The organism is Acinetobacter sp. Q186-3 (genome assembly GCF_013420655.1).
GTDB lineage: Bacteria > Pseudomonadota > Gammaproteobacteria > Pseudomonadales > Moraxellaceae > Acinetobacter > Acinetobacter indicus.
This window is the reverse complement of sequence record NZ_VOXS01000004.1, coordinates 189,573-204,706: the sequence shown is the minus strand read 5'-3', so window position 1 is coordinate 204,706 and position 15,134 is coordinate 189,573. Positions and strand designations below refer to the sequence as shown.

The 15,134-nt window shown below is 46.1% G+C and carries 13 protein-coding genes and 1 other RNA gene; 5 read left to right on the top strand and 9 right to left on the bottom strand.

Going from position 1 to position 15,134, the window contains the following annotated elements; genetic code table 11:
* Positions 1-153: 153 nt before the first annotated feature.
* The 5 genes from mfd to FTT64_RS05560 form a co-directional block, all read right to left on the bottom strand.
* Positions 154-3,615 (bottom strand): transcription-repair coupling factor, encoded by a 3,462-nt coding sequence (mfd, locus tag FTT64_RS05580; RefSeq protein ID WP_180182122.1) that lies wholly within the window; start codon positions 3,613-3,615, stop codon positions 154-156.
* A 129-nt stretch (positions 3,616-3,744) separates the two neighbouring features.
* The gene (locus FTT64_RS05575; protein ID WP_005178476.1) at positions 3,745-4,101 is read right to left on the bottom strand and encodes a hypothetical protein; all 357 of its coding nucleotides are present in this window, start codon (positions 4,099-4,101) and stop codon (positions 3,745-3,747) included.
* Between the two features lie 123 nt (positions 4,102-4,224).
* On the bottom strand, positions 4,225-5,001 hold the full coding sequence (locus tag FTT64_RS05570) for a glutathione S-transferase N-terminal domain-containing protein (protein WP_034597779.1): 777 nt from the start codon (positions 4,999-5,001) through the stop codon (positions 4,225-4,227).
* Between the two features lie 54 nt (positions 5,002-5,055).
* Positions 5,056-5,568, bottom strand: coding sequence for a ribonuclease E activity regulator RraA (rraA, locus tag FTT64_RS05565; protein ID WP_005178481.1), 513 nt, complete (start codon positions 5,566-5,568; stop codon positions 5,056-5,058).
* 11 nt (positions 5,569-5,579) lie between these two features.
* Positions 5,580-6,245, bottom strand: a complete 666-nt coding sequence (locus FTT64_RS05560; RefSeq protein WP_005178483.1) for an NAD(P)H-binding protein — start codon at positions 6,243-6,245, stop codon at positions 5,580-5,582.
* Positions 6,246-6,457: 212 nt separating this feature from the next.
* On the opposite strand from FTT64_RS05560, the gene rpsT reads away from it, so the two are divergent.
* Entirely contained in the window at positions 6,458-6,727 is a 270-nt protein-coding gene (rpsT, locus tag FTT64_RS05555) for a 30S ribosomal protein S20 (protein ID WP_005178484.1), read from the top strand.
* 281 nt (positions 6,728-7,008) lie between these two features.
* Here the strand turns inward: rpsT and FTT64_RS05550 are convergent, their stop codons facing one another.
* The 3 genes from FTT64_RS05550 to FTT64_RS05540 all read right to left on the bottom strand — a co-directional run bounded on the left by FTT64_RS05550 (position 7,009) and on the right by FTT64_RS05540 (position 11,696).
* Entirely contained in the window at positions 7,009-9,687 is a 2,679-nt protein-coding gene (locus FTT64_RS05550; protein ID WP_373685924.1) for a M66 family metalloprotease, read from the bottom strand.
* Positions 9,688-10,048: 361 nt separating this feature from the next.
* A complete protein-coding gene (locus FTT64_RS05545; RefSeq protein ID WP_005178488.1) occupies positions 10,049-10,783 on the bottom strand; it encodes a histidine phosphatase family protein in 735 nt (244 codons plus the stop codon).
* A gap of 55 nt (positions 10,784-10,838) precedes the next feature.
* Positions 10,839-11,696, bottom strand: a complete 858-nt coding sequence (locus tag FTT64_RS05540) for a 3'(2'),5'-bisphosphate nucleotidase CysQ (RefSeq protein ID WP_005178490.1) — start codon at positions 11,694-11,696, stop codon at positions 10,839-10,841.
* Positions 11,697-11,708: 12 nt separating this feature from the next.
* On the opposite strand from FTT64_RS05540, the gene FTT64_RS05535 reads away from it, so the two are divergent.
* The 4 genes from FTT64_RS05535 to FTT64_RS05520 all read left to right on the top strand — a co-directional run bounded on the left by FTT64_RS05535 (position 11,709) and on the right by FTT64_RS05520 (position 14,718).
* Positions 11,709-12,395: an HAD-IA family hydrolase gene (locus FTT64_RS05535; protein WP_005178491.1), complete on the top strand. Its 687-nt coding sequence runs from the start codon at positions 11,709-11,711 to the stop codon at positions 12,393-12,395.
* A complete protein-coding gene (locus FTT64_RS05530) occupies positions 12,388-12,828 on the top strand; it encodes an RNA-binding S4 domain-containing protein (RefSeq protein WP_005178493.1) in 441 nt (146 codons plus the stop codon). Before FTT64_RS05535 ends, FTT64_RS05530 begins: the two co-directional genes overlap by 8 nt.
* Positions 12,829-12,973: 145 nt before the next feature.
* Positions 12,974-14,017, top strand: coding sequence for a recombinase RecA (recA, locus tag FTT64_RS05525; protein ID WP_005178495.1), 1,044 nt, complete (start codon positions 12,974-12,976; stop codon positions 14,015-14,017).
* Positions 14,018-14,106: 89 nt separating this feature from the next.
* Positions 14,107-14,718 (top strand): regulatory protein RecX, encoded by a 612-nt coding sequence (locus tag FTT64_RS05520; protein WP_005178497.1) that lies wholly within the window; start codon positions 14,107-14,109, stop codon positions 14,716-14,718.
* A 138-nt stretch (positions 14,719-14,856) separates the two neighbouring features.
* Here FTT64_RS05520 and ffs read toward each other — a convergent pair.
* Positions 14,857-14,953, bottom strand: an RNA gene (gene ffs, locus FTT64_RS05515) — signal recognition particle sRNA small type.
* Between the last annotated feature and the right edge of the window lie 181 nt (positions 14,954-15,134).

Here is a 15,134-nt window from a genome sequence, read left to right as displayed (position 1 = left end):
TCTATAACGGCCGTTTCACCACAAATAACACACTATTTGCAGCCAGCCAGAGCAATCCCCTATCTTCAATAAATTTCCTTAAATAATCAAGACTTCTTTGCGCAGTCAGCGATTAAATAAACAGCAGGAATTGCATCAGGACTGAGCGCTAACTCAGGCTGGCAGCTCACGCAGCAGTTGCTCCAGCAAATCGGAAATAAACTGAATCCGTTTTTGATGTTCATCCAGCAGCACCATGACTTTTAAACGCTGTCCGCCATCCATCCGGAAATAGGTCGGATGTTTCTGCATCATCTGGATAATGCTGATTGCCTGCACCGGGGTATCTGGTGAAAACTCGATATTGCCACCATTGGCACCCACATCAATTTTGGTAATACCGAGCTGCTCGGCTTTCAGACGCAGCTGATGCACGGCAAATAGCTGTTTTACCGGTTGTGGTGGAATACCAAAACGGTCAGTCAGTTCCATACGGATGTTGTCGAGTTTTTCCTGTGTATCGGTATTGCTGATACGTTTATAGAATAATAAACGCTGATGCACATCGCCCAGATACTCATCCGGAATCAAGGCTGGCATGTGCAGGTTGATTTCCGCTGTTAACGACAACGGCGCATCGAAATTTGGGGTTTTGCCTTTTTGAATGGCTTTAGTGGCTTTTTCCAGCATTTCCATATACAGGCTATAACCAATGGCCTGCATCGAACCGCTTTGCTGTTCCCCGAGAAGTTCACCGGCACCACGAATTTCCAGATCTTCGGTGGCCAGCATAAAACCGGCACCCAAGGTCGATGCACGCTGAATCGCATCCAGACGTTTTTCAGCATCACCTTTTAAGCCTTTAATCGACGGCACCAGCAAATAGGCATAAGCCTGATGGTGCGAACGTCCGACCCGGCCGCGTAGCTGGTGTAATTGCGCCAGGCCGAGCTTGTCGGCGCGTTCAATTAAAATGGTATTGGCATTCGGGACATCAATCCCGGTTTCAATAATGGTGGAACAGACCAGCACATTATATTCTTTATGATAGAACTGCTGCATCACCTGCTCCAGTTCACGCTCACGCATCTGGCCATGTGCGACTGCGACTCGCGCTTCCGGCACCAGCTGGCGGATATTTTCTGCTGCACGTTCAATGGTATCGACTTCATTATGCAGGAAATACACCTGACCGCCACGCAGCAATTCACGCAAAATCGCTTCTTTGACTGAATCACCAGTCTGTTCCTGCACAAAGGTTTTTACGGCTAAACGACGCGCAGGTGGTGTGGCAATGATGGATAAATCGCGCATACCACTAAAGGCCATATTCAAGGTACGTGGAATGGGGGTTGCCGTTAAGGTCAGCATATCAACATCGGCGCGCAAGGCTTTAATCCGCTCTTTATCGCGCACACCGAAACGGTGTTCTTCATCGACAATCATCAAGCCCAGCTGTTTGAACTGGACATTTTCCTGCAAAATTTTATGGGTACCAATCACAATATCGACTTTGCCTTCGGCCAAATCTTCAATGATTTTAGTATGGGTTTTGGATGAACCAAAACGCGACAGGACTTCAATACGCACCGGCCAGTCGGCAAAACGGTCTTTAAAGGATTCATAATGCTGCTGTGCCAGCAAGGTGGTCGGTACCAAGACCGCTACCTGTTTATTATTTTGCACGGCGACAAAGGCGGCACGCATGGCCACTTCAGTTTTACCAAAGCCAACATCCCCACAAACCAGACGGTCCATCGGTTTGGCCTGCTGCATATCATATAAAGTCGCTTCAATGGCATTGGCCTGATCCAGGGTTTCTTCATAGGCAAACCCCGACGCAAACTGCATATACAGTTTTTCATCCAGCTCAAAGGCATAGCCCGGCTTGGACTGACGGCGTGCCTGTATATGCAGCAATTCAGCTGCGACATCGTGAATCTGCTCTAAAGCCTTGCGCTTGGCCTTGTTCCAGGCATCAGTACCAAGTTTATGCAGCGGTGCCAAATCCGGATCGCCACCACTATAGCGGCTAATTAAATGCAAATTAGTCACTGGCACATAGACTTTGGCGCCATCGGCATAATCGAGCTGCAAGAATTCATGATCCTGCTGATCAATTTCCAGCGTCACCAGTCCGGCATAACGCCCCACACCGTGATCAATATGTACCACCGGCGCGCCAATACTCAGCTCGGTCAGACTGCGTATTAAAAACTCTTCCGAGACTTCCTGCTGACGTTTACGCCGACGTTGAACCACACGATGTTCATAGAGCTGATTTTCCGAAATGACCGAAAGCTGGCCCTGAATTACCAGACCACGATCTAAAGGAGCGTTGGTAATGGCAACGGCGTATAAAGATTTCTGGAATTCAACAAAGTTCTCAACCGTTGGGATTGCTCCCAGAGTGGAACGCAGAGCATCTTTCAAAGTTTCACGGCGACCAGCACTTTCTGCAACTAGCAACACCGGATGATTGGCCGCGTTAATATATTCTTTGACCAGACTGAACGGTTTTTCCCGTTTCGGATCGACCGGCAGTTTAGGTGGTGCTTCAGTGGTCAGATTTACCACACCGGCTTTTTCGGCAAAATGATCTGCCGAGGCAATGATGCGGCCAAACTGGTTTAACTGTCCCAGCACCTGCTGCGGTGATAAAAACAGTTGCTCGGGCGGCAAAATAGGCTGGTCAATATTATGCCGGCGATCTTCATAACGGCGGTTTACTTCCTGCCAGAAGCTGTTTAAACCTTCTTCCAGCCCCTTATCTGTAATGACAATGCCATTCTCAGGTAAGTACGCCATTAAAGTGCTTTCAGTAGCCATCGCCTGAGCGTTAAAGAACAACGGGAAATAGAATTCTATCCCCGGCGAGGCAATGCCATCGAGTACATCCTGATACACCGGGCTTTTCTTTGGATTTGCACTTGGGAATAATTCTGCATAACGATCGCGGAACAGCGAACGGCCTTCTTTTAGAGGAAACTCTTTGGCGGGTAGTACTGAAAATTGCTGAATGGTTTGGGTAGTCCGCTGGGTTTCCGGATCAAAAAACTTCAGGCTTTCAATTTCATCATCAAACAGGTCAATCCGGATTGGTGCTTCTTGCCCTGAAGCAAAAATATCCATAATACTGCCGCGCACCGCAAATTCACCATGGTCATAGACTGTATCGACCAGATGATAACCAGCCTGAATCAGGCGTTTCTTTTGCTGTTCCAGTTCAAACTTCTGGCCAACCTGAATATCAAAATGCTCACCTAAGACCCAAGAGGTTGGCGCCACACGCTGCGCCAGGGTTGCAGCCGACACCAGCAGTACGCCCTGCTGTGGCATATTCGATAAAATCGCCAGACGCTCAGAGACAATATCCTGATGCGGTGATAAACGGTCATAAGGTAAAATTTCCCAATCCGGGAAAATGGTCGGTTGAATACCGTAAAACTCAAATTCGCTTTCCAACTGCCCCAGATGCTGGCTGTTACGCGCCACCACAATCAATAACTGTTTATGCTGGGTACTCAGCTGCTTGATCAGCAAGGCCGCGGATGAGCCCTGCAAATTGCCCACCCAGCGTTTTTCGCCCGTTTTTAATTGTTTCAGATTGAGTTGGGAGCTTTCGTGTTGGAACATGTATATAGCTTTTAGGTCTAATCAACATGCGGCTTATACTAACACGAGCATTTCCATCCATTACGTTAATTTTTCTTAATCTTTATCTGAAAAATGAGACTGCATCTAGCTGAAAAGATGGATTGAAGCTTACTTTTTCTCACGCAAGAACTGACGATAATAATCATTCAGGCGTTTCACGATACTTTTAAACTGCAACAGGTTTTCTTCTGTGTTGCCCAAACGCGTCACAAAGCTTTGCGTGGCAATTTCCAGATCAATTTTTTCATTGATCAGCATGGCGGTAAAATACAGTTCTTTCAGGTCATCAAAACGATTCATACGCCGATTAGACAAATACTCCAGCCGCTCCGATAAAGCATCATTCAGCACAATACCATCGACGATATAGCCGTGTTGCGGATCAAACTGAATCTGATGTTCAGCCAGAAATTCTGCTTCTGGAGAGGGCTTGCTTTTAAACAGTTGCGCCACTTTATTGAACATATGGTTATATCCTGAAATTCGCTGTGCCTAGTGTATCGGCTTTAGCATGGAGATCCAGCGTTTGAACGCGGATATCTTCATAAAAACAAAAAAGCATCCGAAGATGCTTTTAACTTGAGAGTTTTAACCATACTGGCGCTGTAAATAATGCACAATATCATCCGATTCAAACATATGAGCGCCGGTATTCGGATCAACCAGATAAGGCACCTGAATATTCTCTCCCATCAGTGCCAAGACTTTCTCACGTTTACCGCCCTTTAAAGGTACATATTTACCTGGCTTTAAACGTAATTTGGCCAGCCCCTGATCCTGCCAGCGCTCTTTGGCCACATTATGGAAAATAAAAGGCAATTCCAGCTCGGTTAAGGTACTGCGCACAATGCGCGTATACGGACTGGCTTCAAAACCCCACAGCTCCAGCAGTTGCTCTGGTGCCGCACGGTTTTTAATCTTTTTCTTGACCCAGACCCCGCGTGCACCATTAAGCAGCGTACCAGCAAAGGCCACAAAGGGAATTTTTGGATAATGTGCATAGCGCCGCGGGGTTTTCCCGCTTTTGCCATAGTGTTTAAACAGATGATGAATAATCTGCTGCGATTCGTAGAGATGATCTCCGGTATTTTCATCTACCAGAAATGGAAATTGCAGTTTACCGCCCAATTCCTTGACCTGCGGACGGTATTTTTTACCACCTTTAGGACAGGGATAGACTTCATAATCCAGATTCAGCAAGGTCATGACTTCGCGTACACGTCGACAAAATGGTGAACCTTCAAACTCATACAACTTGAGCGGCTGCTCAGGTTGCTTGGGAAATGCTGTGCCATTGCTTCCGCGCCCGCCTTCGGTCAAAGCAGAAGCCAATGCCTGTACCACTTTAATTTGATGATGCAACATCATGACCTTCCTGTTCTTGTTATGTTCTAGAAGATGAATGCCGAATCGGGTTGATTACAGCTCCACCAATGCTTCTTTGGCCACCACAATACCATTATTATCGGCATAAATATAATCACCCGACTGAATATTCACACCACCAAAGCTGAGCGGAATATCGACCTCACCCACGCCTTTACGGTTACTTTTTTGTGGAATTGCTGCCAGCGCATGTACGCCTAAATCCAGTTCAGCAATGGCATCGACATCACGTACACAACCGTAAATAATCACACCATTCCAGTTGTTTTTTACTGCAGATTCGGCAATCAGGTCGCCCATAAGTGCACAGCGCATTGACGCACCACCATCCACCACCAGCACTTTGCCCCGGCCTTCAGTCGCCAGTAATTCTTTTACACGCGAATTATCTTCAAAGCATTTTACCGTCACCACCTGACCGCCAAAACTTTTACGCGCGCCATAGCTTTTGAAAAATTTGCCATCCATTGATGGGGTGACCACTTGCAGCTGTTTATCCGGGTTATCATCCAGCAAATCACAAGTAACGAAAGCGACTGTAGACACGTGTGTTTCCCTCATTTTGTATGTTGTATGCGTAAATTATCATAAATTTCAAACTTTTCAGTTTGAGTTAAGGCAGCCTCGACCATAGTATGAGCCACCTGCCCGGCTGTCACTGGCCGATGTTTAAAATTTTTAGGCAAAAAAGATGAACAGCGCTGAAACAGCTGCTGTGACAGATCTTCCAGAAAACGTGCATCCTGACGCTCGCCTAGCAATAACGATGGGCGCAGCAGTGAAACTTTGCTTAAAGATAAGTTCTGAATGTACTGTTCCAGTTCACCTTTGACCCGATTATAAAAAAATGGCGATCTGGCATTGGCCCCCAAGGCACTGACCAGCAGATAATGGGCAGAGGTTTGCTGCAACAGCTCGGCAAAATGGGCATTGATAGTAAAGTCGGTCGCATAAAAGTTATCTTTTGAGCCGGCTTTTTTCAGGGTGGTACCCAAACAGCTAAAGCCATGACTATGCTCGCTGACATCCTGATCATTCAGCATCAGTAAATCTTCCAGCACCAATGGCTGTACTTTGGCCATCTGTTCAAAGGCTGTATCCGGGCGACGCACCACCGCCGTAACCTGCTGACAGGCAGGATGATCATTTAAGGCAGAAACCAGCGCCCGGCCGACCAAACCGGTCGATCCAATGACAATGGCTTTTTTTATGATTTGAGTCATTTTTTATCCAATATTCAGGCACTCACACTAATCTAACGTTTTCTTTCATTTTTTTCTGCATCTTAAATGTTGTCAAAGCTTGTCAAGACTTGACTTCGACGCATTGTTTAATCAAAATATGGCACTTGTTTACGGGCTGGTGAAATTCTGCTGATGTGGTTTTCAGTTGAATTGCGGCCCGCCCAGACCAATCTATTTCAAGGAGTGCACGAGTGGCAAACTCTGCTCAAGCTAAAAAACGTGCTCGTCAAAACGTTAAAGCACGTAAACATAACGCAAGCTTGCGTTCTATGGTTCGTACCTATCTTAAACGTACAGTAGCTGCTATCGCTGCTGGTGACTATGCTGTTGCTTCAGAAGCTTACAAAAAAGCTGTACCTGTAATCGACCGCATGGCTGATAAAGGCATCATCCATAAAAATAAAGCTGCTCGTCATAAGAGCCGCTTGAACGCGCAAGTTAAAGCATTAGCTTCTAACTAATCGCAAAGCAGAAAGAGCCCTGATTCAGGGCTTTTTTTGTATCTGTAGATTTTATTTTGGTCCGATCTTATCCTCAATACGTTTACGTCCCGATCGATTCCATCTCAATTCCACACTAAACCGTCTAAAAAACATCTAACCATCACACGACCTACCATCACTAGAAAATAAATCTGTCCCCCTATATTTTTGATTGCCACAACATCCCCCATAAAAAAACACCTCCTAAACTACTTAGAAGGTGTTTATATAATTCAGACTAGAATGTTGAATATGAATTGTTATTTCAGCATCAGTCTTAAGTTTTCTGGGGTTAAATAAGCCAGTTGCAGACTATTATTAGCGCTTAACTGGGTCCATTGCTGGTTTGCCCCACCGGTACAGCCATAGCGGATTAAACGGGCACGATTGTCTTTTAAATAGCCATGTTCCAGATCAAAACATTGAGCACCCTGGCGGATGGTTCCGGTTTCTGTATGCATTGTCCACACCTGACTGTCCTGTGTGGTGCTACAGCTGGCCAGTGTTACCATATTGCCGTTATTGCTTAAACACAGATCCATCTCGGCTTTACTATGAATCCGGCCCAAACCATCATAAATCCATTGCTCGGTGTCATCTCCGGTACAGGCGCTTGCACCACTGATATAGACATTTTTCTGACCTGTCGCCAGAGTTTCCACTTTCAAACAGTTATTTCTGTTTTTAAGTAGCGTTGCTTCAGCCAGAAGATCTTCATTGGCCAGTCCCAACTGCGTCACGAAGCCTTCCAGCGCTGTTTGCGCTTCAGGTTTTGCATGCTCCAGATCGGCACGGTAGACATTCATCCAGCGATTCAAACGGTAGATGTTCTGTTGCTGCTGTTCATAACGCTGCAACTGCTGCTGAGCTAGTGCACTCAATTCATGACGATTTTCTGCATAAGAATCATATAGTAATTGTGCAGCTGGCTTTAAAGCGATCACCGCCTGATTGGCCTGTGCTTCCAATTGCTGCTGGAATTCCGGCAATTCCACTTTTCTAAGCGCCGTATAACCATCCTCACGTCCAATTTTTACAGCAGCTGAAATGGCAGTGCCGTATTGAGGAATCGTAAGTGTCGATAATAATTTCTCGGCTTCATTGGCTTTTTTGCAGTACAAATTAACCTGTTGCGGCTGATCTGTAATGGCCAGGTTCACATGCAGCTTATTGGCATTACCACGCATACGATGAGGTGCCAAAGCCACGTTCTGGCTGCGATTGGTATATTGAACATCTAACCAGCAAGCCGCCTGCTCTGCGCCACGCTGTGCAGCCGGCAAATCATAGACATTGCCCCAGTTGCTGCGTGCTGCCGGATACAACACCCCTTGCTGGGTTTCCGGATCATAGCCGCCAATAATGGTAATCACCGGCACCCCAAATAAACGCGGTTTTAAATAATAGCCATCGGCGCTGTTATACCAGACCTCGCTTGAATTCGGCACTTTCGGATAGACCACTTCCATCTGGCGGCTGTCCGGATTCCAGCGTTTATAGCCGGATGGCGAGCTTTCATCCCACACATGACGATTGGTAAAATGCGGCTGGATACGCAAAAAGGTACTATAACCGGTGTAATGGGTATAACGTGAAATACTGCTATTGGTGGCACCGCCTGACATGGCATCCCAACCATACGGATACAGTTTCAGGAAATTTGGCACCCCGTTTTTGCCATCGCCCAGATTGGAGGATTGCCAGGCCAAATTACCGCGCATTTTGTTGCGATAGCCTATATAGCCCCAGCCACTATCGGCATGATGTGCCGACCAGAAATAATTGGTGGTGGTATCATCTACTTTAAAAGAGCCCGGATAATGGCCTAAACCATAATGATGGCCAATTTCATGGCTAAATTCGTTACCCACCGAGTTATACAGGGTCAACATACCGTTACCGCCACTCAAGCCATGGGTCTGTTCACCATTGCTATATTTACCGCGCGCATGGTGAGTCACCACAGTTTGAGTCAGTTGAGGCTGCTGCTGACTGAGCATCGAGGCACTGGTCACCCCCGAGTTGGCCAAGTTAATTCCCACACTAAAGGTCGATTTCGCCGTGTTTTCACGCATATCCCCCGAATAAACACCGCCTTCGCCTGCACTTTGACTATCGTAGATGGTGCCGTTGGCCACCATCACCCGATCCAGCTGAATATCATCATATTTAGCCACCGTCATGTGCGCTGCCGGAATGGTCTGGAAATAGTCTGAGCCTGACTTTTCCGGTTCAAGCAGCATGGCATGCCCTGTTGAATGTGGGGGCGCAGTGAGCAGTCCAATCCGAATATTATTTAGTACCAGTTCACCAGGCGCAGCAAAATCAATCTGCTCTGCCAGTAAATCACCACTGCGGTTTTTGCTGTCAATGATCCGTAATTTTAAGCCCGGACGTACTTCATCCCAGTTTAAGCGCGCTGACCAGGCCCGTTTACTGTAGCGCACTTCTGCACGGCCATCACGATTGCTCTGGTCCGAGGCCGGAATTTGAGTCGGATCAGCCAGGTTGATACGGCGTAACAGCCGTTCATTCTGATACACCTCAACCTGCAGTGCATTAATCTGATCCATCTCCTGCATCGGTGTGATTAATAACAATGCCTCCCGTTCTGCGGTTAAACGTGGCATTTTTTTCTCTTCGTTACCATTCGGGTCAACCACATGGCCTTGGGCAAACTGCACCATCGCCTGCAAAGAACCTGTTAAATCATTACGCACTTCACGTGATTCAGACTGGGCATTAAAATCATAAAAACCCAAAACAGATGGACTTACCACATCTTGCGTTGGCTCAGGATAATGACTTCCATGCAGCGGAGCATCTGGTGCTGTCCCATTGTTCGGCTGTTGACTTTCTCCATCACTACCACCACCGCCACATGCCGTCAGCATAAACGACAATATACTTACACTTAACAAACTAAGCGGAAACTTGATCACACTTTTCACTATTTACTTTACCCCAATGTCAATTTATGACTAAAAATAAAAAAATAAACACATATTTTTCAATAACTTAATTAAATATATTAAAGTAGTTTAGAGTCCAAAGCAATGTGTTGTACTTTATTGAGCAGATACAGAGAAAGCTAATTTTTATTTTTTAAATGATGGACAAAAATGCAGCAGAAAAGAAAATTTTGATTTAGGCGGTTTTTAGACAAACAAGACTCTTGCACCCCAATAGAAATAGGCGTAACACATAGTCATTTTAGGTGGATTTTTTTTGAGTGTGAGCAAGATATATTAAAGCCAGCCATAGCTCACCTTCACAAACCATCCCCAGCGCAAATTTATATTAAACTTTTTGATGAAACTGCGAGATATCCAAGGTATGTACTTTGCCGCGCCAGATCCATTTCAACTGTGATTCCAGAAAATTTTCACCTTCAAACCAGACAAACAGCCCTTCCATCATTTGTGGCCAGTCTTCCTGTGACACCTCATTACGCCCTGAAATTACCGCAATAATCGCAGCCAGAATGGTGTCATGACTGACCGCCAGACTTAGGCCGCCCGGACTGTTAGGATGAGTGTTATAAATCAGTTCCAGCACATCCACCACGCCATGAATCGGATGTTTCATGCCCGGCAAGGCATTATTGACAAAGCTGTTAATAAAGCCCAACGCACCCTGCTGACGAAAATATGGCCCGGCCTGCTTGATGTCCAGCACAAAACTGCCCGGCTCGACCAGCAAGCCCTGCTCGACAATTTCAATATGATGGGTATTTGGTGCAATATGTACCGAGTCGGCGCCTTCAATCATTAAGGCGGCAGTATCGACACAGCGCTGGATTGGACTAGAGATACAATGCTGAATGGCGCGTCCGCTATGGTCAATAAGATAAGCCCCCCATTTTTGCGCCAGTTCACGCCCCGGACCGGTTAACTGCAAATCATAGCCCGCCAGCCCCTGTCCAGCCACATTTTCACGAATGGAATGCCGGGTAAACAAGGTCACGGGAGTATGTACATCGGGCAACAAATCAATTGCCTTTAACATACTCGGTGGAAGCAGCTCTAACGCCATGGATCAAGCCAAATACAAAGGTGTTAAGCCCACTATAGCATGTTGGCAAATTAGCTCAATGTTCATTCGCCATAAGTGCTAGAGCACGCAAGGCAATCTCTTTCATTTCGGCATTTTTATAGGCAATAAAATTGCCATTTAACAGCGTATCACGATGGTTATATAAAAATGGCCGTCCCTGAAAATCAATCAGGCCACCGCCAATCCGTTCAATCAGGCATTGGCCAGCACTGGTGTCCCATTCACTGGTTGGGTGAAAACGCGGATATAAATCCACTTTATCTTCCAGCATCATGCAGAACTTATAAGCACTGCCAGCACGAAAAACCGTATAGTCCTGTTCAATCGTAGCGAGCGCCTGTAGATACTGCTCATAGACCGGTTTATTTTGGCTACTTTGACTTAAACCGACTTGAATCTGCGGACCACTGTCTACATATAGATAGGCGTACCATTGCTGTTGCTGGATATTAAACCGTAGCGGCAGGCCCTGTTTGGGGCAGATATACACCGTTTGCTCGCCCGGAATCGCCAGAATGGCAAAGGTGGTATGAATGCCTTCGACCAGACTCAGGTTAATGGTAAATTCCGGACGTTGATGTAAAAACTCTTTGGTGCCATCGAGTGGATCAAGCAGCCAGAACGTGTCCCACCGCGCCCGATCATAAACTGCGCCTTCTTCTGACAGTAGCGGCACATCTGGAAACTGCTGGGCCAGCTGTTCTGTAATGAAGGCATTCACCCGAAAATCGGCCTGGGTTACGGGCGATTCATCGCTTTTGTGTTCAATATCAAAATCGGCACCGGAACAATAACGCTGATATTCTTCTCGCAAGATTTCACATGCCTGTGTCACAATGGGCATCAGCTGCAAAATCAGTGGATCTTGTGGTGCTGTGGTTTTTTTAAACATAGATAGCCTTATATGTCGAATTATTCTGATCAACCCACCATCATCTTTGACATGGATGGTACGCTGCTTGACCTTGCCTATGATGATTTCATCTGGAATGAGCTGTTACCGGTGCGCTATGCCGAGCTGCATCAATGCAGTCTGGCCGAAAGCCGGGATACCCTGTTCCAGTTTTATCAGGAACACAACCATACCCTCAACTGGTATTCATCGCGCTTCTGGACCAGTAAAGTCGGGGTCGATGTACTGGCCATGCAGATTGAGCACAAACATAAGGTGGCTTTAAGACCGGGCTGTATCGAGCTGCTCGATTACCTAAAAGCCAATGGCTATCCAATCTGGCTGGCCACCAATGCCGACTGCGCCGGCCTGGCCTTTAAACTTGAGCAGACTGGTCTGGCCGACTATTTTGATGTCATGATCAGCAGTGAAAGCGTTGGACATGCCAAAGAATTTGTCGCGTTCTGGCAACACCTGGCACAGCAGCATCCTTTTGATCCTGCCCGCTGTTACTTTATTGATGATACCGAAAAAGTACTCAATGGTGCAGCAAAATTCGGTATTCAACAGCTGCTGACCATTCAGCAGCCTTCATCAGGCAAAGCAGCCCGTGCAGACAGCCGTTATCCGATGCTGCATGCGCTGACCGACCTGATTCCCCTATTGCAACACGCTGAGGAAAACAAAATATATGCCTAAATCTGCTCAACACGAAGCTGTAGAAAGCATGCGTATTGACAAGTGGCTCTGGGCGGCCCGCTTTTTTAAAACCCGTTCAATTGCCAAAGCAGCCATTGAAGGCGGCAAGGTGCATCATAATGGTGAGCGCGTCAAAGTTTCCAAGGAAATCCGGGTTGGCATGGAGCTGACCGTACAACAGGGCTTTGACCGCAAAACGGTCAAAGTGCTGTCTTTATCGGCAGTCCGTGGTCCGGCACCGGTGGCCCAGCAACTTTATGAAGAAACTGAGGTCAGTATTGCTCGTCGGGAATTGATTGCATCACAAAGAAAGTTGCATAATCTAGCACGGCCTGATCATCGTCCAAGTAAAAAAGACCGACGACAAATCAGTAAATTTAAACAAGAAAATGATCAGTCCTATGACCAGTCCTGGTCATATCATGATGATTAATTTTAAGCGTCAGAATGTGTCGCAAGGCCACTGATTTTCATAGAAGAGAAACATAAATTCTGTCACTATACTCGGGTGGAAAGAGTTTGAAGTACATACATCCACTTGAGTATATTGTTTGGTGACATCGTATTGAGGTTGTAAGATGGATGAGAATAAAAGCAAGGCGCTAAATGCTGCCCTAAGCCAGATTGAAAAACAGTTTGGTAAAAACACAGTAATGCGTCTTGGTGACAATACCGTACAGGCTGTAGAAGCAGTATCTACCGGCTCATTAACGCTGGACATCGCGCTCGGTATTGGCGGTTTACCAAAAGGCCGTATTATTGAAATTTATGGCCCTGAATCTTCAGGTAAAACCACAATGACCCTGCAAGCCATTGCGGAATGTCAAAAAGCCGGCGGCACCTGTGCCTTTATTGATGCCGAACATGCTCTTGATCCTCAATATGCACGCAAACTGGGTGTAGATATTGACAACCTGCTGGTCTCGCAACCGGACAACGGTGAACAGGCGCTAGAAATTGCAGACATGCTGGTACGTTCAGGCGCAATTGACCTGATCGTTGTCGACTCTGTTGCAGCCCTGACCCCACGTGCCGAAATTGAAGGCGAAATGGGTGATTCACATATGGGCTTGCAGGCTCGTCTGATGAGCCAGGCGCTACGTAAAATTACCGGTAATGCCAAACGTTCTAACTGTATGGTGATCTTCATTAACCAGATCCGTATGAAGATTGGTGTGATGTTTGGTAGCCCGGAAACCACCACTGGTGGTAACGCACTGAAATTCTATGCCTCAGTACGTTTAGATATTCGCCGTGTTGGTCAGGTTAAAGAAGGTGACGAAATTGTCGGCTCTGAAACCAAAGTGAAAGTGGTGAAAAACAAGATGGCACCTCCGTTCCGTGAAGCGCTGTTCCAGATTCTGTACGGCAAAGGTGTGAACCATTTAGGTGAACTGGTCGACCTGGCTGTGCAGCAAGAGATTGTGCAAAAAGCTGGTGCTTGGTATTCATATCAAGGTGAAAAGATTGGCCAAGGTAAAAACAATACCATTCGCCATCTGGAAGAACATCCTGAACTGGCACAGACCATTGAAAAACTGATTCGTGAACAACTGTTAACCACAGGCAATGTGGTGGAAGAAAAAGACGAAGAGGAACCTGACTTTTCATTAGATCTGTAAGACTCAACTGTTGAGACTTTAGACATTACACAATACGCCCTACGGGGCGTTTTGTTATTATGCTGATGGCCCTTTTCTGCGAGATGCTTATGTCAGATGCGAAATTCACTAAACTGTTGGACTATGAAACCTTAAAGCAGCAATTTGGCGATGCAGAAGATCAGCCAGCACCATCTGTATCTGCAACTGCCCCGCCTGAATTTGATCCTGAAGAACGTTTATTCGATCATAATAACAGTCAGGAACACAAACCCGGTTTAAGCGGTTCACGTTTGCGCTCTTATGCCTTTGCAGTCCTGACCCGTAAAGAATATTCCAAAGCTGAACTGATTGAGAAACTGGCGCTGTATGCAGAAAACCGTGAAGAAGTGGTCGTTTTGGTCGATGAACTGTCACGCGAGAATTACCAGAGTGACCAGCGTGTGGCCGAAACCCTGCTGTCCAGCCAAAAGCGCAAAGGCAAAGGCCCCAATCAGATTAAAATGAAGCTGAAAAGCAAAAAAATTGATACCGCTTTAATTTCAGAAGAACTGAAAGAAACCGACTGGGTGCAGCAAGCCTACGAATTAAAAGTTAAAAAGTTTGGTCCTGATGTCACGAAAGATCCGAAACTGAAAGCCAGACAGATCCGCTTTTTAATGTATCGTGGTTTTGAAATGGATGCGATTATGAAGGCGATTAACCGTAAAGCAGAAGATTAAAAACTGAAGCTAGAGATGTAGATAAGCATCTAACTAGGATGAAACATCGACAAATATAAGAAAATAATATAGGGATTAAATCGAAAGGAAATTAAAAAGAAAAAAGCGATATTCTAAGAATTATAAAAATGGTGGCAACCCTACCAGCAAAGCTTCGGCACATCCCACGTCTGCTACCGTTGCTACCTTCCGGTCCTGGCGGGGTTCACAGGGTGAAATTGCGAAGTAACCGGCAGGGCTACCATTGCAGAAACAGAGTATAGACAATTTTATTGAACTTGCAAGTCCTGATTGCGCTTTTATATAAATCAGCCATCTATTTGATTATTAAAAAAACAGTTTGTATTTAATTGGTTATTTTGCAACAGAATTCCGAGAATTTTGACAGATGCCTAATTCATGACAACTTTGTAAAA